We start from the raw sequence: 17,857 nt of genomic DNA, 5'->3' as shown, positions 1-17,857 counted from the left end.
TCCGGGGTCCCGGTACCGGCGGCGGGCGGGCTTGGTGGGTGGGGTGGCCGGTACCGGGTGATCGCCCGGGGTGTCCGTCCTCAAGCGCCGGACGGGCTTGGTGGGTGGCCGGTTCCGGGGGTGGCCCCCCACGCGGCGGAGCCGCACATCGACGCAGCCCGGGGTGGGCCTGGCTGGGACCGGACCGGGCGGAGCGGTCACGGCGGCCGGGGCGGGGCCCTACCGTAGAGGCGTGATTTCCGTACGGCGCGCCGGAGGGCGCTACCGCGGTGGGGACGAAGCCGCCGGGATCGAGTCGCTGCACGCCTTCTCCTTCGGGCGCTTCTACGACCCCGACAATCTGCGCTTCGGCGGAATCCTGGCCTGCAACGAGGAGCGCCTCGCCCCGGGCGCCGGGTTCGACGAGCACCCGCACAGCCACACCGAGATCGTCACGTGGGTCGTCGAGGGCGAGCTGACGCACCGGGACTCGACCGGGCACGCCACCGTCGTACGGCCCGGGGACGTGCAGCGGCTCAGCTCGGCGGGCGGCGTCCGGCACGTCGAACGGAACGACGGCGACGCACCGCTGACGTTCGTACAGATGTGGCTCGCCCCGAAGGACCCGGGCGGGGACCCGTCGTACGAGATCGTGCGCGGCATCGCCGACTCGACGCCGTACGCACTCCCGGAGGCCGGCGCGCTGCTGCACGTACGACGGCTCGCGACGGACGAGCGGACCGCGATCCCGGACGCGCCCTTCGCGTACGTGCACGTCGTACGCGGTGTGGTGCAGCTCGCCGGCGACGACCTGGGACCGGGGGACTCCGCGCGGATCACGGACGCGGAGGGTCTCGAACTGGCCGCCGCCGTGCCCGCAGAGGTGCTCATCTGGGAGCTGTCGGGCTGAGCGAGCTCCTCGCGCTCGTCCTCCGCCACTCCTCCCACGACAGATTCCACTCGCCGAAGCCGTTCCCCGGCGCCACCGTGCCCTTCGTGTCCGCGCCCTTGATCTCGAAGGGGTCGCCGGGACGCACCTGCCCGTAGAACCACGCCGCGTCCGCGTCGCTCATGCCGATGCAGCCCGAACTGCGGTTCGCGTTGCCGAAGTACCTCGCGTTCCACGGCGCGGCATGCGCGTACATACCGGACCAGGTCAGCCGCATCGAGTGGTCGACCATCTTGTCGTAGGCGTCGCCGAGGCCGACCGTCTCGGAGTTCATGTTGATCGTGCCCTCCTTCGCCATCAGCACCGCCGTGCCCCGCCAGGAGCGCTTGTCCCCGCCGGGCGTCCCACCGGAGACCGCGATCCTCCGCACGGCTTTGCCGTCGCGCTCCAGCGTGAGCCGGTGGCTGTCGAGGTCGACCTTGACGATCTGCCGCGCTCCGACGGTGAACGTGGTCGCGTAGTCGCGCACGAACCAGCCGCCGCCGGTGCCCGAGTCCGTGCCGTCGAGTTCCGCGTTCAGGGTGACCTTGGTGCCCGGCTGCCAGTAGTCCTTGGGCCGCCAGTCCACGCGGTCCCTGCCGGACCAGTCGCGCAGCCAACCCCACGACCCCTCGGTGCCGTTCGACGTGGTGACCTTGAGCTGCTTCTCGACCTCGGCCTTGTTCGTGACGGGGTTGTCGAAGACGAGGGATATCGGCTGGGCGATGCCGACGGTCACGCCGCTGCCCGGGCGCCAGTCGACCTTGTTGACCTTGTCCGCCTCTTCGGTGGCGAACGACGCCTCGGCGGTGCCGGCCGCACCGCCCTTGCCACGGGTCGCGGCCGTGACCCGGTACGCGGTGCCGGGTGCCGCCTTGCGGTACGAGGTCCAGGTCGAGCCGTCCGCCGAGACCTTGCCGGAAAGGAGGCAGCCCTTCGCATCGGTCACCTTCACCGAGGTGAGGCTGCCGCCCACCGCGGCGACCCTGACCGGAACGCCCGGCTTCGCCCGCTGCCCGTGCGGGGTGACGGAGACGGAGACGGAGACGGTCGCGGGGCGGTCGTCGACCGCCTTCGCGTCCGTGCGGGCGGGGGCGCCGGTGCCGGCCGAACAGGCCGTGAGCGGGGCCAGCAGCACCGCCGCCACGGCGATGCGCACAGGTAGGTGACTCAACGCAATCCTCCGTCGGAGTAGGGGAGTTGCGCCGACTGTAGGACGGGAAACGCGCAGGTGAGCGATGTCGAGGCGCTGTGACGGCGACTGGAGCGGAACGGTCATGGTCCGGTCACATTCGGCGCGCGGCACGGTCACGGACGGCTGTGAGCATCCTCGGCGACCCCGCGACCGCACGGGGCGGAAGAGAGGCTCACACTGTGTCAGCACTGCTCGTGCCGGCCGGCCGCGGCCACCAGGACCACGGCCGGAAAACCCGCCTGGCACCCCTCACCCCCGAGGCCTACCGGGCCTTCCTGGCCTCCCCGGCAGGAGCGGCCCTCGGCGCCGGTTTCCTCCAGTGCCCGTCCTGGGCGCAGGTCAAGCAGGGCTGGCGCGCCCAGCTGCTCGGCTGGGGCCCGGAGCCGGAGACCGGGCGGCTGACCGGCGTCGCGCTCGTGCTGCTGCGGCAGTTCCCCGGCACCCGCAAGTACTTCGCGTACCTCCCCGAAGGGCCCGTCGCCGACTGGACGGACCCGGACATGGACGGCTGGCTCACCCCGCTGCTGCACCATCTGCGCGGCGCGGGCGCCTTCGCCGTACGCATCGGCCCCTCGCCCGCGTACCGCCGCTGGAACGCCGACCGCCTCAAGTCGCTCACCGGCCCCGGCCGGCGCCTGACCGACGTCCTCGCCTGCGAGGTCGACCCGCTCGGCACAGCGGTCACGGAGCGGTTGCGGGCGCGCGGCTGGCGGCGCTGCGGCGAGGACGGCGGCGGCGACGGGGACGCGCAGCCCCGCCATGTCTTCCGGGTGCCGCTCGCCGGACGCACCTGCGACGACCTGTGGTCCGGGCTCAACCAGGAGTGGCGGCGCAATGTCCGCCGGGCGCAGAAGGCGGGCGTGGAGGTCGTTGTCGGCAGCGCGGCCGAACTCCCCGAGTTCTACCGGCTGCTCCGGATCACCGAGGAGCGCGACGGCTTCCGGCTCGGCCGCTCCCTCCCTTACTACGAGCGCCAGTACGCGGCCCTCAACGCCGAGGAGCCGGGCCGGATGAAGCTGTATCTCGCCCGCCACGAGGGCGAGATACTCGCCGCCCACACCATGGTCACGGTGGGCCGGCGGGTCTGGTACCAGACCGGAGCGTCCGCCGACCACCGCCGCGAGGTCCGCCCCTCCAACGCACTGCAGTGGCGGATGCTGCTCGACGCCCATGCCCTCGGCGCCGACGTGTACGACATGCGCGGGGTACCCTCCACACTCGACCCCGACGAACGTGTATTCGGGCTGCTGCGCTGGAAGCTCGGCACCGGAGGGCAGGTCGTCGAGACGCTGGGGGAATGGGAGAGACCGTTGGGCGGGACCGCCAACCACACGCTGTACCGCGCCTTCCAGGCGTACCTGGCCCGCCGATGAGTGCGACGTCCGTCGCCCCGCAGGCCAGGGACAGGACGCCGTCCGCGCTGCGCAGCAGCGCCGTCATGGCAGCCGGGTCCGTCGTCTCCCGCGCCACCGGATTCGTACGGTCCGCCGTGGTCGCCGCGGCGCTCGGCATCGGGCTCGTCGCCGACGGGTACGCGGTCGGCAACTCCGCCCCCACGATCGTCTACATGCTGCTCATCGGCGGCGCGCTGAACGCCGTGTTCGTGCCCGAGCTGGTCAAGGCGGCCAAGGAGCACGAGGACGGCGGCGCCGCGTACACCGACCGGCTGCTCACCGTCTGCGCCGTCGCCCTGCTGGCGATCACCGCGGGCGCGGTCTGGGCGGCGCCCGCGATCGTCGACGCGTACACCGACTACACGGGCGCGCAGGCGTCCATGACGGTCGCCTTCGCCCGCTCCTGCCTGCCGCAGATCTTCTTCCTCGGGCTGTTCACCCTGCTCGGACAAGTCCTCAACGCGCGTGGCCGGTTCGGGGCGATGTCGTGGACGCCCGTCCTCAACAACGTCGTCGTCATCGCGGTGTTCGGGCTGTACCTGGCCACGGCCGACGGAGGCACCCTCACCTCCGGCGAGACCGCGCTGCTCGGCTGGGGCACGACCGCCGGCATCGCCGTCCAGGCGCTCGCCCTCGTCCCCGCCCTGCGCGCGGCCCGCTTCCGCTGGCGGCCCCGTTTCGACTGGCGCGGCAGCGGGCTGACCCGGCCGCTGCGGTCGGCCGGGTGGCTGGTGCTGCTGGTGCTCACCAACCAGCTCGCGTTCTGGGTCACGACCCGGCTGGCGACGGCCGTGCGTCTCGACGGCGGCCCGGGGTTCAGCGCGTACAACAACGCCTATGTGCTGTGGGTCGTACCCCACGGCATCGTCACCGTCTCCCTGGTCACGGCGCTGATGCCGCGTATGAGCGCGGCCGCGGCGGACGCGGACACCGCGGGCGTGCGGCGCGATGTCTCGTACGCCCTGCGCAGCTGCGCGGCCGCCGTCGTTCCCGCGGCGTGCATGCTGCTGGCCCTCGCCCAGCCGGTGATGGCCCTCGTCTACGGGTACGGCAGGACCGACGCCGGAGACACGGCGGCGATGGCGGGCATCCTGATGGCGTTCGCCCCCGGGCTGATCGCCCTGTCCGGCCAGTACGTCCTCTCCCGCGCCTTCTACGCGCTCTCCGACACCCGCACGCCGTTCCTGCTCAACCTCGTGATCGCGGGCCTCAACGCGGGCCTCTCCGTGACCGCGTATCTGCTGCTCCCCGTGCGCTGGGCGGTCACGGGGATGGCCGGGGCGTACTCGCTGGCGCTGTGCGTGGGGTGGGCGCTGACGGCGTACGTCCTGAACCGTCGGCTGTCGGCCGGGGCTCCCCGCACCCGGCTGTGGCGCTCGGCAGCCGCCGGCGCCCACGCCCGGCTGCTGCTCGCCGCGGTCCCGGCCGCCGTCCTCGGCCATCTCGCCGCCCGCTTCGCCGCGCCTGCGGGGGCCGCCGCCGCGGCGGCGGCCGGTGCACCGGTCATCGCCCTGACCTTCGCGCTGCTCGCCCGGCCGCTGCGGCTCACCGAACTGGACACGTTGCTCTCCGGCGTACGCCGACGGCTCGCCCGGCGCTGACACCACCCTTGGGAGGCTGCATCCATGCCCCGCGTGCTCCTCATCGAAGACGACCCGTCCGTACGCGAAGGGGTCGAACTCGGCCTGCGACGCCGGGGTCACGACGTGCGGTCCGCGGCCACCGGTGAGGCCGGACTGGCCGCGCTCGGTGAATTCCGGCCCGATCTGGTGCTGCTGGACCTGATGCTGCCCGGCATGAACGGCGTACAGGTCTGCCGACGGGTGCGCGAGAACAGCCAGTTGCCGATCATCATGCTCACCGCGCGAGGCGACGACTTCGACGTCGTCGTCGGGCTGGAGGCGGGCGCCGACGACTACATCGTCAAACCGGCCCGTACCGAAGTGATAGAGGCCCGGATCAGGGCCGTGCTGCGCCGGATCGACGAGCCGGGCGGCGGGCGGCCCGCGGTCGAGCTCCACGGCGAGCTCGCCATCGACCGGGCGGGACTCACCGTCGCCAAGGCGGGGCGGCGGCTCGCGCTCGCCCCGTCCGAGCTGAAGCTGCTGCTGCATCTGTCCGCGGCCCCCGAGCAGGTGTTCAGCAGACAGCAGCTGCTGGAGCACGTGTGGGAGCACAGCTACCACGCCGACGCACGGCTGGTCGACGCGTGCGTACGACGTCTGCGCAACAAGATCGAAGACGAGGCCGGGCGTCCCCGCTACATACAGACCCTGCGGGGCTTCGGCTACCGCTTCGGACCGCTGTGAGCGGCCGCGACGGGCGGCGACGCCGCCGGATCGCGGCCTTCGGACTGCGCACCCGCCTCGTCCTCGCGTTCCTGCTGGTCGCCGCCGTCAGCGCCGGGACCACGGCCGCCCTCACCTATCGCGAGGCGCGCAACGCCGTCCTCGTCACCACCCAGGACACCGCCGTCTCGTCGTTCCGCGAGCAGGTGCAGCAGCTCGGCATCCAGCTGCCCGTGGAGGGCGGGGCGTCGCTCCAGGAGGTGCTGCGCGACATCGCCAGGAAGGCCAAGCCGCACCCGTGGGTCGTCTTCGCCGAGTACGGCTCGGTACGGGTCTCCTCCGGCACCAGCCCCACCTCCACCGTGATCACCCCCGAGCTGCGCCGCGCCGCACACCGCCGGCCCAACGCGAGTTTCGAACGGGTCGTCAAGGACGGCGTCCCCTACCTCACCATCGGCATGCCCACCGTGTTCAAGGTCGGCGCCGACGGTGTGCTGTCGAGCGGACTCGTCCTGTATGCCGTGATGCGGATGAACGACGAGCAGGCCAATGTCGAAGCCCTGGTCACCGCCGCCAGGGACGGCGCCCTGCCGGGTCTCGCGATCGCGCTCGTCCCGGCCCTGCTCTCCGCCCGCAGCGTGCTGCGCCCGGTCCGCGAACTGCGCAAGGCCGCCGGGAGCATGGGCAGCGGCCGCCTCGACACCCGTATCCAGGTCCGGGGCCGCGACGAACTCGCCGATCTGGCCCGTACGTTCAACGAATCCGCCGGCGAGCTCGAACGATCCGTCCACGAACTCCGGCAGGCCGAGGCGCGCGCCCGGCGCTTCGCCTCCGACGTCTCGCACGAACTGCGCACCCCGCTCGCCGGAATGCTCGCCGTCACCGAGGTGCTGGACGAGGACGCGGACGGCCTGGACCCCGACACCGCTCGGGCCGTCCGGCTGATCAGCACCGAGACCGGGAAGCTGGCCGTGCTCGTCGAGGACCTGATGGAGATCTCCCGCTTCGACGCCGGCGCGGCAGAGCTCAACACGGACGAGGTCGATGCCGCCGAGGCCATCCGCAAGACCCTGCAGATCCGGCACTGGACCGACGAGCGGATCCGCACCGAGCTGCCCGACGGCATCCGCGCCCGCCTCGACCCGCGGCGGTTCGACATCGTGATCGCCAATCTCGTCGGCAACGCCCTGAGGCACGGCGGCGCGCCCGTCACCGTACGGCTGCGCACCGAGGCGCGCGCGGACGGCGTGCAGGTGCTGGTCACCGAGGTCGCGGACAGCGGCCCCGGGATCGGGCCCGACGTTCTGCCGCACATCTTCGACCGCTTCTACAAGGCCGACGCCGCCCGTACCCGCTCGGCGGGCAGCGGCCTCGGACTCGCGATCACCCAGGAGAACGTGCGGCTGCACGGAGGCACGGTCCGCGCCGCGAACGCCCCCGGCGGCGGAGCGGTGTTCACCGTTGAGATACCCCTGTACGCGGAGGGCGCCACGGCATGAGACGACTGCCCGTCACCGGGGCGGCACTGGCCGCGCTGGCCTCGGCCGCGCTCACCGGCTGCGGCATCCAGGAGAGCGATGTCATCGAGGCGGGCGGCCCGGCGACCGTCCAGGTCTTTCCGCACAGCCGGGACGGGACGGTGCTTTTCTTCCGCACCCCGCAGGGGGAGCCGGCTCCCGTGATCCGGCCCCTCAAGGAGCTCCTGAAAGAGGGGGCCGAGGATCCCGGGGGTCCGGGGGGCCCGACCGCTGCGGCCGTCGTCGCGCTCTTCGACGGCCCGCGCGCGGACGAGCGCGCGGCCGGGCTCACCGACGGGCTGCCCGCACTGGGCCCGGGCGATCCGGTCGTGCGTGCCATGCCGCCCGAGCGGGGCGGGGTCGAGGTCACGCTTCCGGTCGCGCTCGGCAGCCTCGACGACCTCGCGCTGCGGCAGCTGGTCTGCACGATCGCGTTCTCCGAGGACGCCGAAGGGCTCACCCCGGTGCACCTCAGAGGGGACGACGGCGCGCTGGGGCAGGCCAACTGCGACGCCGATGTCGACCTCGGCGTCCTCCCACGCCCGACGATGAGCCGGCGGGGCCTTTCCGGGTAGCGGGGCCTTTCCGGGTAGGGGGAAAGCCCGCCGCAGGCGCCGGCCCCCCGACAGCCTGGTCAGCCCCGCAGTTCCGCCAGCACCGCGTCCGTGAACGGCGGCCACGCCTCGATCGCCCACGGCCCGAAGGCCCGGTCGGTCAGCGCGACGCACGCCGCCCCCGCGTCCGGGTCGATCCACAGGAAGGTGCCGGACTGGCCGAAGTGCCCGAAGGTACGCGGCGAGGACGTCGCCCCCGTCCAGTGCGGGGACTTGCCGTCGCGGATCTCGAAGCCCAGACCCCAGTCGTTGGGCTTCTGGTGCCCGTACCCCGGCAGGATGCCCGACAACCCGGGGTGGACCACGGACATCGCCTCCAGCACGGTCCGCGCGTCGAGCAGCCGCGGCGCCTGCACCTCAGCGGCGAACCTCACCAGGTCGTCGACCGTCGAGACGCCGTCCTTCGCGGGCGAGCCGTCGAGCGTCGTGGACGCCATGCCCAGCGGCTCCAGCACGGCCTGCCGCAGATACTCCGCGAACGGGATGTCGGTCACCTTCGCGATGTGGTCGCCGAGCACCTCGAAACCCGCGTTCGAGTACAGCCTGCGGGTACCGGGCGCGGCCGTCACCCGGTGCTCGTCGAACGCGAGCCCGCTGGTGTGCGCGAGCAGATGCCGGACGGTGGACCCCTCGGGCCCGGCCGGCTCGTCCAGCTCCACCGCGCCCTCCTCGTACGCGACGAGGACGGCGTACGCGGCGAGCGGCTTGGTGACCGAGGCCAGCGGGAAGCGGTGCGCAGTGGGGCCGTACGCCCCGGCGACCGTGCCGTCCGCGCGGACGACGGCGGCGGCCGCGGTCGGGACGGGCCAGTTCTCGGTCAACGCCAGGCTCTGCATGCCTACGACCCTAAAGGGTCAGTCGCATCGCCGGATCGGGGGTCCTGACGAAGCCGAGCGACGTGTACAGGGGCTCGCCCTCCCGCGACGCCCGCAGGTCGATCCTGCGGACGCCGCGCTCCTGGAACCAGGCGAGCAGCCCCTCCATGCAGGCGCGCGAGTAGCCCCGGCGGCGCTGGTCGGGGTCGGTGGCGACGCTGAAGACGTAGCCGGTGGTGCCGGCGGGGTTGCCGGGGCCACCGAGCCGGTATTCGATCGTGCCCACCGCGCAGGCGGCGAGCCCGCCGGGCCGCTCCACCACGCACGCGGCCAGGTCCCCGTCCGGGTCCATGAGCCGCTTGCGCAGGGTCTCGACCGCGGCGGGCTGCCAGCTGGTGTCGGGGTTCGGCGCGGCGGCCAGCGAGTCGTGCATGACGGTACGCAGGCGTACCAGCTCTTCGGCGTCGTCCGGGCGCGCGCGGCGTGCGAGGCTCATGAGGGGGAGGCTAGGGGGCACACCGCGGAAAGCCGACAGGTTTTCGCTTGCTTGGAGTGCACTCCAACCTTCTAGCGTGGAGGTCATGACGGTGCTGGAGACCACATCCGCGACAACCGACATCTGCGTCACCGCGCCCCCCGCCCATCCGCGGCCCGAGGGGCAGGACCACTACACGATCAGCGAGGTCGTCGTCTGGACCGGACTCAGCGCGCACACGCTGCGCTGGTACGAACGCATCGGGCTGATGCCGCACATCGACCGGTCCCACACCGGCCAGCGGCGCTTCCGCAACCGCGACCTGGACTGGCTGAACTTCGTCGGCAAGCTGCGACGCACCGGGATGCCGGTCGCCGACATGGTCCGGTACGCGGAGCTCGTGCGCGAAGGCGACCACACCTTCGAGGAGCGGCAGGAGCTGCTGGAGGCCACGCGCCGTGACGTACGCACGCGGATCGCGGAGCTCCAGGACACGCTGGCCGTGCTCGACTACAAGATCAGCTATTACGCGGACGCCCACCGGGCGTCGGAGAGGGCCTGAGCCCCATGACGAACGGCACGAACGGCACGAACGGCACGATCGAAAAGGTACGGCTCGGTACGGACGGCCCCGAGGTCGGGGTGCAGGGCCTCGGCTGCATGGGCATGAGCGAGTTCTACGGCGACACCGACGAGGCCGCGGCCCGCGACACCCTCGACTCGGCGCTGGAGGCGGGCGTCACGCTCTTCGACACGGCGGACGTGTACGGACGGGGCGCGAACGAGGAGTTCCTGCGGCCCTTCGTGACGGCCCACCGGGACGAGATCACGCTCGCCACGAAGTTCTCGATCATACGGACGGACGACCCGCAGTACCGGGGCATCCGCAACGACCCCGCGTACATCCGCGAGGCGGTCGAGGGCAGCCTGCGCAGGCTCGGCGTCGACGTCATCGACCTCTACTACATGCACCGGCGCGATCCCGAAGTGCCGCTCGCCGACTCGGTCGGCGCGATGGCCGAGCTCGTCGCGGCGGGCAAGGTCAGGTACCTCGGGCTGAGCGAGGTCACCGGCGCCGAGCTGCGCGAGGCGCACGCCGTGCATCCGATCACCGCCCTCCAGTCCGAGTGGTCGCTCTTCAGCCGCGACGTGGAGCGCAGCGCGGTCGGGGCGGCGGCGGATCTGGGCGTCGGTGTCGTGCCGTACTCGCCGCTCGGGCGGGGCTTCCTGACCGGGGCTTTCGCGGACGCGGGCAAGGAACTGCCGGAGGGCGACTTCCGCCGCCACCAGCCGCGCATGGTCGGGGATGCGGCAGCGGCGAACGCGGCGCTCCTCGAGCCCGTGAAGAAGATCGCGGCGGCCCACGGGGCGACGGCGGCGCAGATCGCGCTCGCATGGGTCCAGCAGCGGGCCCAGGTCCACGGGGTGACGGTCGTCCCGATCCCCGGCACCCGCAAGCGCACCCGCCTCGAGGAGAACGTCGCCGCGACCCGCATCACGCTGACCGAGCCGGAACTGGCCCTGCTCGAACCGATCGCAGGCCAGGTGGTGGGCCACCGCTACCTGGACATGTCCTCCACGGCGGCGGCCCGCGAGTAGCCTCCCTGGTTTGTGGGCAGTCGTTCCGCTGGGGGTCCCCCAGGACGAAGTCCTAGGGGAGGAACGGGTGGGCACAAACCACCCACCGGGCTGCGGACGGAGCACAAGCTCAAGGCAAGACGGCTTACGTCAACCCCAAAGCGAACGCTGCGAAGCCCGCCGAGAGGACGCCCGCCGTCGCGCGGTGGGCCGGGGTGGCCCGGGACCAGGGCGACTCGAAGCCCCGCGCGTACCGCCCGATGAGCACCAGCAGCACCGCGAACAGCGGCAGCCAGGCCGACCGGGCCAGGACCCACCCCAGGGAGTCCGGCGCGGTCGTCAGGCCCGGGACCGCGCCCGCGTACGACGCGGGGACCGCCGCCGCGAGCATCGCGGTCTGGTGCCAGCACAGGATCGTCATCGCCGACAGATTGACGACGACGACCGGCGCCCACACCGCGGGCCGCGCCAGCAACCGCCCCAGCCGCTCGCGCAGCAGGATCGCCGCACCGCTCTGCGCTGCCGCCAGCGCCAGGACCAGCAGCGACGGCGGATGGGAGTTCGTGCGGGCCTCCCCGGGCACGCCGACCATCGACGCGGGGTAGTGGAAGAGGACCAGCAGCGCAGCGAACAGCACCGCCCCGCCGGCCAGCAGCAGCACCGCGCCCCGCTTCCCGATGCGCTTCTCACCCCAGGAGACGCCGAGTTGGTACGCGAAGAGCCAGCCGGGAAGGACGTTGAGCACGCTCAGCCAGGACGGCATGCCGTCCGCGTACGGCCCGTACCGCAGGAAGTCGACGACCGCGACCGAGCCGAGCAGTGGCGCCGCGGCCCACCCGCCCAGGCGCCGCGCGGCGCGCACGCACAGCGGGGTGAGGGCGGTGACGAATACGTACACGCCCACGAACCACAGCGGCTGGACGACGAGGGTCGAGGCGGTGTGCAGGGTGTCGGCGGGCACCCCGGCGGCCGACAGCGCTGCTATCAGCGCGGCCCACACCGCCGTCACCCCGAGCACGGGCCGCCCCAGCCGGGCGACGCGGCCCCCCAGCCACTGCGCGGTGCTGCCGGACCGGCGGTGGTACGACAGCACGGACGCGTAACCGCCCACCAGGAAGAAGATGCCCAGCATCTGGAGCCCCCAGCTGACGGGCGCGAAGAAGCCGAAGGCGGACAGCGGGCTGGCGTTGTGGATCGCGCCGTCCGCGTCGAGCGTGAAGCCGCCGAGCATCCAGTGCCCGGTCGGCACGGCGAGCAGTGCCAGGGCGCGCAGCCCGTCGATCGCACGGTCCCGATGGGCGGGGGTCGAGGACTCGATCCTCGAGACGAGCGGTGCGAGCTTCTTCATCGGACCTCTCCCCGGGCGATGGCGGCGAAGGTACGGAGCGACGTGGTGCCGGGCGCGAAGTAGCCGGCGTGGTCCCGGACGTCGTCGGCGGGGACGCGGCGGGCGCCGAACTCCGGCGCGGCGGGGTCGTTTCCGTGGCCGAGGCCCGCGAACTCGACGTTCGGGACCTTGGAGATCCAGTCGGAGGGGGCCTTGGCGGCCCACACCCGGGCATCGGTGCGCAGATCCTCGACGCTGTCCGCGCGCATCCCGGGGGAGCCGAACGCGACGATGTCCGACGCGTCGGCCTCGTGCGCGGCGAGCCCGCACACGACGGAGCCGTAGCTGTGGCAGAACAGGGCGGGATCAGCGGCGCCAGTCGCGACGAGGCCCTGCGTGAACCGGACCAGCCGCTCGGCACCCGCCTCCGCGAGCTCACCGGTCGCGGCGTCGATGCCGACGCCGACGGGCGTGGTGTAGCCGGCCCACGCGATCACGGCGGTAAGGCCGTTCGTCGCCTCGTACAGCGACCGCGCCATCGCGCTCGTACGGTCGAAGGTCCCGGCGTCGATGTCCGAGCCCGGCACGATCACGGCGACATGGCGGGCACGGTCGAGGTCCCCGTACACCTCCACGAGCTGTCCCCGGCCGCGCGGGTCGTACGCGAGGATCTGCCGGCTGCCCGCGTCGGCCCCCATGGCGCGGGCGTTGGCCTCGTACCGCAGGGCGACCGGGGCGCCGTCCAGATTGCCGACCACCCTCGGATGACGCTCGACCAGCGCATGCCGCTGATCGGACGTCAACGAGGCGAAGAACGAAGCGGCTTCACCCGGGGACGTGCTCGCGGGGTCGGGCAGCTCCCGCCCGAGCGAACGGTCGGCCCGCCACTCGGCGGTGCCCGGCGGCGGCCCGGTGACGGGTGTCTGGGCGGTCCCCGAGGCCCACCCGGCCGTCCCCGCCACGACGGTCGTCGCGAGCGCCGCGGCGACCAGAGTCCTCCTGAACCGTCGCATGATCCCCTCTTCCTCCTCCGACTGCGTGGCGGGGAGGAAGGTAGGAAGACGGTGCCTGAGGGGGCGTCACACCGGGGAGCCAACTGCCGGGTGATACCTGGGTACTACTGGTCGCCCGGGGTCACGAGGCCGGACTCGTACGCGAAGATCACCGCCTGTGCGCGGTCGCGCAGGTCGAGCTTGGCGAGTACCCGGCCGATGTGGGTCTTCACCGTCTGTTCGGCCACGACGAGCCGGTCCGCGATCTCCTGGTTGGACAGCCCGCGGGCGATCAGCTCCAGGACCTCGGTCTCGCGCGGGGTGAGGCCGTTGAGGCGCAGCGAGGCGCGGTCCCTGCGTGGAGCGGGGCGTTGCGCGGCGAAGTCGGCGATCAGCCGCCGGGTCACGGAGGGCGCGAGCAGGGCCTCGCCCGCCGCTACGATCCGTACCGCCGAGATCAGATCGGCGGGCGGCGCGTCCTTCAGCAGGAAGCCGGACGCGCCGGCCCGCAGTGCCTCGTACACGTAGTCGTCGATGTCGAAGGTGGTCAGCATCAGCACCTTCGGTACGTGGACGACGCCCGGCGGCGGCGTCAGGATCTGCCGCGCCGCGGCCAGCCCGTCCACCTCCGGCATCCGTACGTCCATCAACACCACATCGGGGTGGGTGGAGTACGCCAGGTCCACGCCCTGCCGGCCGTCCGGTGCCTCGCCGACGACGTCGATGTCCGCCTGAGCGGACAGCAGCGCGGCGAAGCCCGCGCGCACCATGGCCTGGTCGTCGACGATGATCACGCGAATGGTCAACGGGGGTCCTTCACATCGTCCGGCACGGTCGTCAGCGGCATGCGCACGGCGACCCGGAAGCCGCCGTCCGGCAGCGGCCCGGTGTCCAGGCTGCCGCCGGTCAACCGTACGCGTTCCCGCATCCCGACCAGCCCGTGCCCGGTGCCGGTGGTCTCCAGTGCCGGAACCGGCTCGGCCGCAGGGCCGTTGACCACAAGCACCGTCAGATACCCGTCGTCCGCGGTCACCGACACGCGCGTCGCCGCGCCCGGCGCATGCCGGACCACGTTCGCGAGCGCCTCCTGCACGATGCGGTACGCGGACAGGTCCACGGCCTGCGGTACGTCACCCAGCTCGGCGGGGAGCGACAGCTCGGCCGGCACTCCGGTCCGTACCGTCGCCTCGACCAGCTGCTGCACCCGCCCGAGCCCCGGCTGCGGCGCCCGCTCGCCCTCCGAGCCGTCGCTGCGCAGCACCGCCAGCAGCCGGCGCATCTCCGCGAGCGACTCCCGTGCACTGGAGGCGATCGTGGCGAACTCCTCCTGGGCGGCCTCCGGCAGCCCGCTGATGCGGTACGGCGCCGAGTCCGCCTGCACCGTGATCACCGACATGTGGTGGGCCACCACATCGTGCAGCTCGCGGGCGATACGGGCCCGCTCCTCCAGCAGCGTGCGCTGCGCGCGCTCGGCCTCGCTGATGGTCTCCTGCTCGGCCAGCCTCCGCTGTGCGTCGCCGCGTTCGCGCAGCGCCGCGCCGATGACGAGGACCACGCCGCTCAGTACGAAGAGCACCACGGTGGTGTTGTCGCCGCCGTTCGGCGCGAGCTGTCCCAGGAGGAACCCGGCCCCGCCGGTCAGCAGCCAGACCGTCACGAGCGTGCGCCGTGGCTCGCGCAGGGCGAGCGCCAGCATCAGGAAGAGGTAGCCGACGATGATCGGCGGCGGCCAGGGCCAGGCCGTGTCCTCGCGCGCCTCCAGGCCCGCCAGGTTCAGGGCGCAGACGATGTCGACGGCGAAGATGATCCACCAGGCCTGCAGCGGCCGGTGCGCGATCAGCAGCAGCGGCGCGGCCGACCCGGTGCCGATCGCCCCGGCCAGTCCGGCGTTCATGCCGTACTGGTCGGTGAGGACGGCGATCGTCGACGGCAGCAGGGAGGCGGTGAGCGCGAGCACGACGACGTAGGGCAGCGCGCGCCGCCACGACTTGGGCGACCCGGCGAGCAGAGCAGTGGGGGCGTGCGAGGGGTGCGCGAGGCCGCGGAGGGCTTCGCGGACGGGGGTCAGGGGTGTCCAGGACATGGCCCGACCAGCGTAGGCGGCGGGCCGACGCGGGGCGTCATACCGCGGGGCCGGGCGCGAGGTCATACCGGGGTATGAGGCCCGCAACTCGCGCGAAGCGCGGTGACCACGCGGCGGAGCCGCATATCGGATGCAGCGCAGTCCAGGACACGAGCCCCGGAGCGGACCCCAACGGCACCGACCCGGTGGGGCAACCCCGACAGACCCAGCCCGTCTGGGGGTCCCCCCACGCCGCAGGGCGTGGGGGAGCTTGAGGACGGACACCCCGGCCCACCGGGCGGTACCGGCACACGCCCAAGCCCGTCCGGCGTTTGAGGACGGACACACCGGCCGCCGACCCGGCACCGGGCACCCCCGACCACCCAGCCCGTCCGGCGTTTGAGGACGGACACACCGGACGACGCCACGGCACGGGTCAACCCCCGACAGGCCCAACGGCACCGACCCGGCACGGGTCAACCCCGCGACAACCGCGCCCCTACAGTTCCGCCAGCAGCTCCGCCTTCTTCGCGCGGAACTCCTCGTCCGTCACCAGCCCCGCACTGTGCAGCTCCCCCAAGTGCCGTATCCGCTCCGCGACCGCCGCCGGGTCGCTCGGCGTCCGCGCAGGCGTCGCCGCAGGGGCCGCGCCGCGGATCGCCTCCAGAACCGCCGCCGCGAAGGGGAGGGACTCGTGAACCGGGCCGTAGCCGAGGCCGAAGACGACCGCGGCCGGATCCTGGTCGGCCTGTGCGCCGGACGATCCGGCGCGTGGCAGCAGCCGCAGATAGCCGTCGAAGACATCGGGGGAGCGCCACTCGACGCCGACCAGCTCGGAGACCGCGAAGGTCTGGTCGCCGGCCTTCCACTTCGCGGACGAGGCGCCCGTCCAGAACCAGCGGAACGACACCTTGTCCCCGTCGAACGTCGCCTTCCCGTCGTACGCCTTGAACTGCAGCGGCGCTGCGACCGTCGAGACCAGGTACGACGCCGCGGGCACCGCATCCTCGACGGAAAGGACGGGAAGCGCGGCGCGCAGCTCGTCCGCGTAGTACTCGGCGAGCGTCTCGCGCTCCGCGGGCAGCACCAGCCGGTACGGGTCGCAGCCTTCCTTCAGCTGGCCCGCGGCCGCGTCCATCAGCGGATCGGCGCCCGGTCTCGGCACCGCGTGCAGCACGACCGTGCCGCGTTTGCCCGGGGAGAGGGTCACCGACTCCAGCGCTTCGAGGGGAATGCGCCGTTCGCCCAAAGCCTGGAACAGCTTCGGCGTGCCGCGGGTCCCCCGTGTGAAGCGGATGAGTACGCAGTCTGGTTCGAACTCCCAGGTGGCATGAATTCCGGCCAGCACATCACCCATGCGCCTCATCGTAGGCGGCGTGCGCCCGCGCGTCGCCCATCGGGGGAATCCCCGGCGTGCACGCCGCGGCCCCCGCGCGCGCTCCTTCGCGCGTCAGGCCGCTTCCGTACCGTCAACTCCGCTGCGGCAGGCACCGTCACCGTCCGCACAGCTCAACGTGCGGTACGAACCGACGCCTATGTCGGCGAAGTTGCTGAGGCTCTCCGTGCCCGGCTCGAAATAGCCGGTGTGGCCGACCGCTCCGGTCGCCGAGAGCACCCGCGCGCCGAAGCCGGGGGCCACCGGATCGGCGCCGTGGCCGAGCCCGCCGACCTCCATGTTCGGCACGTCCTGGATCCAGTCGTCGCCGTCCCGCATCGCCCACACCCGGGCGTCCGTCCTCAGCTGTGCCGCGCTCTCCGCCCGCATGCCGGGGCTGCCGGCGACGGCCAGGTCGCCGACCCGGTCGGGCAGTTCGCGGGCGGCGACTCCGCACACCACGGAGCCGTAGCTGTGGCAGAAGAGCGACACCGGGGCGGTGCCGGGCAGCGCCCCGGTCATGTTCACGAGCCGGTCGGCACCGCTCGCGGCGAGCCATCCGGTCGAGGCGTCGAGGCCCACTCCGGCCGGGGACGTGTAGTCGGCCCAGGCGATGACGGCGGTGCGGGTACGGGGCGACGCGGCACGCTCGGCCTTGTACAGCGACTCGGCCATTCCGGCCGGTGCCGTGAACTTGCGCTCGGTCTTCTCGAAGGTGAGGAGATTGGTGTCGACTCCGGGGACGATCACCGACACCCGCTGCGCGTGGTCGAGATCACCGAGTACCTCGGCGGCCCGGCCCTTGCCGGTCGGGTCGAAGGCGAGGATCTGCCGCCCGGGACGCAGCAGCGACTCGAACCGGTGCATCCGGCGGCCCGCTTCGCGTCGGCCGTCCTCGGAGAGCCGGGTGTCGCGCATCCGCCACGCCTCCACCTGGCGCGCCTGGGCGAGGGCGATCCGGTTGGCGTAGTAGCGCAACGTGACCGGGGCTCCGTCGAGGTTTCCCACGACGAGGGGGTGGCGCTCCGCCAGCCCGGCCGCCTTCTTGGTGCTGATGGAGGCGAAGAATCCGGCCAACAGCGCGGGCGGCGACTCCGGGTGGGGCAGCACACGTGTGCCGATCCGGTCCTTCTCCCAGGAGGCGAGCGCGGCTTCCTTTGGCTCGCCGGGACCACGCTGATGTCGTACGGCCGTCCAGCCGGTGGTCGCGAGCAGCACGAACACGACGGCGAGAGCGAGGAGGGCGCGCCAGACGTTGAGTGTGGGGGAGGAGTCGAAAGCAGTCACTGAGGGGACAGCCTAGGGGCCGCCCGGGGGC

General features: G+C 72.8%; 17 protein-coding genes. 8 read left to right on the top strand and 9 right to left on the bottom strand.

The window, feature by feature from the left end; translation table 11 throughout:
- Positions 1 to 232: 232 nt before the first annotated feature.
- A complete protein-coding gene (locus ACWCXB_RS11430; RefSeq protein WP_450721502.1) occupies positions 233 to 889 on the top strand; it encodes a pirin family protein in 657 nt (218 codons plus the stop codon).
- On the opposite strand, the gene ACWCXB_RS11425 is transcribed toward ACWCXB_RS11430, so the two are convergent.
- Positions 867 to 2,081 carry an Ig-like domain-containing protein gene (locus tag ACWCXB_RS11425; protein ID WP_450721500.1) on the bottom strand — a complete coding sequence of 405 codons (1,215 nt, stop codon included), beginning with the start codon at positions 2,079 to 2,081 and terminating at the stop codon, positions 867 to 869. The genes ACWCXB_RS11430 and ACWCXB_RS11425 overlap by 23 nt on opposite strands.
- Before the next feature lie 200 nt (positions 2,082 to 2,281).
- Between ACWCXB_RS11425 and ACWCXB_RS11420 the strand changes: the two genes are divergently transcribed.
- From ACWCXB_RS11420 to ACWCXB_RS11400, 5 genes are read left to right on the top strand one after another with little or no spacing between them, the layout of a single operon-like run.
- Positions 2,282 to 3,475 (top strand): lipid II:glycine glycyltransferase FemX, encoded by a 1,194-nt coding sequence (locus ACWCXB_RS11420; protein WP_450721498.1) that lies wholly within the window; start codon positions 2,282 to 2,284, stop codon positions 3,473 to 3,475.
- A complete protein-coding gene (gene murJ / locus ACWCXB_RS11415; RefSeq protein WP_450721496.1) occupies positions 3,472 to 5,097 on the top strand; it encodes a murein biosynthesis integral membrane protein MurJ in 1,626 nt (541 codons plus the stop codon). The genes ACWCXB_RS11420 and murJ overlap by 4 nt, the downstream gene beginning before the upstream one ends.
- Positions 5,098 to 5,121: 24 nt before the next feature.
- The gene (locus ACWCXB_RS11410; RefSeq protein WP_450721494.1) at positions 5,122 to 5,805 is read left to right on the top strand and encodes a response regulator; all 684 of its coding nucleotides are present in this window, start codon (positions 5,122 to 5,124) and stop codon (positions 5,803 to 5,805) included.
- Complete coding sequence (locus tag ACWCXB_RS11405) at positions 5,802 to 7,283, top strand: ATP-binding protein (RefSeq protein WP_450721492.1); 1,482 nt, start codon at positions 5,802 to 5,804, stop codon at positions 7,281 to 7,283. Before ACWCXB_RS11410 ends, ACWCXB_RS11405 begins: the two co-directional genes overlap by 4 nt.
- On the top strand, positions 7,280 to 7,876 hold the full coding sequence (locus tag ACWCXB_RS11400) for a hypothetical protein (protein WP_450721490.1): 597 nt from the start codon (positions 7,280 to 7,282) through the stop codon (positions 7,874 to 7,876). The genes ACWCXB_RS11405 and ACWCXB_RS11400 overlap by 4 nt, the downstream gene beginning before the upstream one ends.
- 59 nt (positions 7,877 to 7,935) lie before the next feature.
- On the opposite strand, the gene ACWCXB_RS11395 is transcribed toward ACWCXB_RS11400, so the two are convergent.
- On the bottom strand, positions 7,936 to 8,751 hold the full coding sequence (locus ACWCXB_RS11395) for a serine hydrolase domain-containing protein (protein WP_450721488.1): 816 nt from the start codon (positions 8,749 to 8,751) through the stop codon (positions 7,936 to 7,938).
- A 10-nt stretch (positions 8,752 to 8,761) separates the two neighbouring features.
- Positions 8,762 to 9,226: a GNAT family N-acetyltransferase gene (locus ACWCXB_RS11390; protein ID WP_450721486.1), complete on the bottom strand. Its 465-nt coding sequence runs from the start codon at positions 9,224 to 9,226 to the stop codon at positions 8,762 to 8,764.
- Positions 9,227 to 9,311: 85 nt separating this feature from the next.
- On the opposite strand from ACWCXB_RS11390, the gene ACWCXB_RS11385 reads away from it, so the two are divergent.
- Positions 9,312 to 9,767 carry a MerR family transcriptional regulator gene (locus ACWCXB_RS11385; RefSeq protein WP_450721484.1) on the top strand — a complete coding sequence of 152 codons (456 nt, stop codon included), beginning with the start codon at positions 9,312 to 9,314 and terminating at the stop codon, positions 9,765 to 9,767.
- A gap of 5 nt (positions 9,768 to 9,772) precedes the next feature.
- Positions 9,773 to 10,804 carry an aldo/keto reductase gene (locus ACWCXB_RS11380; protein WP_450721482.1) on the top strand — a complete coding sequence of 344 codons (1,032 nt, stop codon included), beginning with the start codon at positions 9,773 to 9,775 and terminating at the stop codon, positions 10,802 to 10,804.
- Positions 10,805 to 10,928: 124 nt separating this feature from the next.
- On the opposite strand, the gene ACWCXB_RS11375 is transcribed toward ACWCXB_RS11380, so the two are convergent.
- From ACWCXB_RS11375 to ACWCXB_RS11350, 6 genes are all read right to left on the bottom strand, one after another.
- Complete coding sequence (locus tag ACWCXB_RS11375; protein ID WP_450721480.1) at positions 10,929 to 12,131, bottom strand: acyltransferase family protein; 1,203 nt, start codon at positions 12,129 to 12,131, stop codon at positions 10,929 to 10,931.
- Positions 12,128 to 13,123 (bottom strand): alpha/beta hydrolase, encoded by a 996-nt coding sequence (locus ACWCXB_RS11370; RefSeq protein WP_450721478.1) that lies wholly within the window; start codon positions 13,121 to 13,123, stop codon positions 12,128 to 12,130. Before ACWCXB_RS11370 ends, ACWCXB_RS11375 begins: the two co-directional genes overlap by 4 nt.
- A gap of 104 nt (positions 13,124 to 13,227) precedes the next feature.
- Positions 13,228 to 13,908 carry a response regulator gene (locus tag ACWCXB_RS11365; RefSeq protein WP_450721476.1) on the bottom strand — a complete coding sequence of 227 codons (681 nt, stop codon included), beginning with the start codon at positions 13,906 to 13,908 and terminating at the stop codon, positions 13,228 to 13,230.
- Positions 13,905 to 15,185, bottom strand: a complete 1,281-nt coding sequence (locus ACWCXB_RS11360; protein ID WP_450721474.1) for a sensor histidine kinase — start codon at positions 15,183 to 15,185, stop codon at positions 13,905 to 13,907. Before ACWCXB_RS11360 ends, ACWCXB_RS11365 begins: the two co-directional genes overlap by 4 nt.
- Positions 15,186 to 15,663: 478 nt before the next feature.
- A complete protein-coding gene (locus tag ACWCXB_RS11355) occupies positions 15,664 to 16,521 on the bottom strand; it encodes a DUF4429 domain-containing protein (protein ID WP_450721472.1) in 858 nt (285 codons plus the stop codon).
- A 93-nt stretch (positions 16,522 to 16,614) separates the two neighbouring features.
- On the bottom strand, positions 16,615 to 17,826 hold the full coding sequence (locus ACWCXB_RS11350) for an alpha/beta hydrolase (protein ID WP_450721470.1): 1,212 nt from the start codon (positions 17,824 to 17,826) through the stop codon (positions 16,615 to 16,617).
- Between the last annotated feature and the right edge of the window lie 31 nt (positions 17,827 to 17,857).

The organism is Streptomyces sp. NPDC001514, from assembly GCF_053597075.1.
The sequence above is the reverse complement of the archived record's forward strand: the minus strand, read 5'-3'. Positions and strand labels throughout refer to the sequence as shown.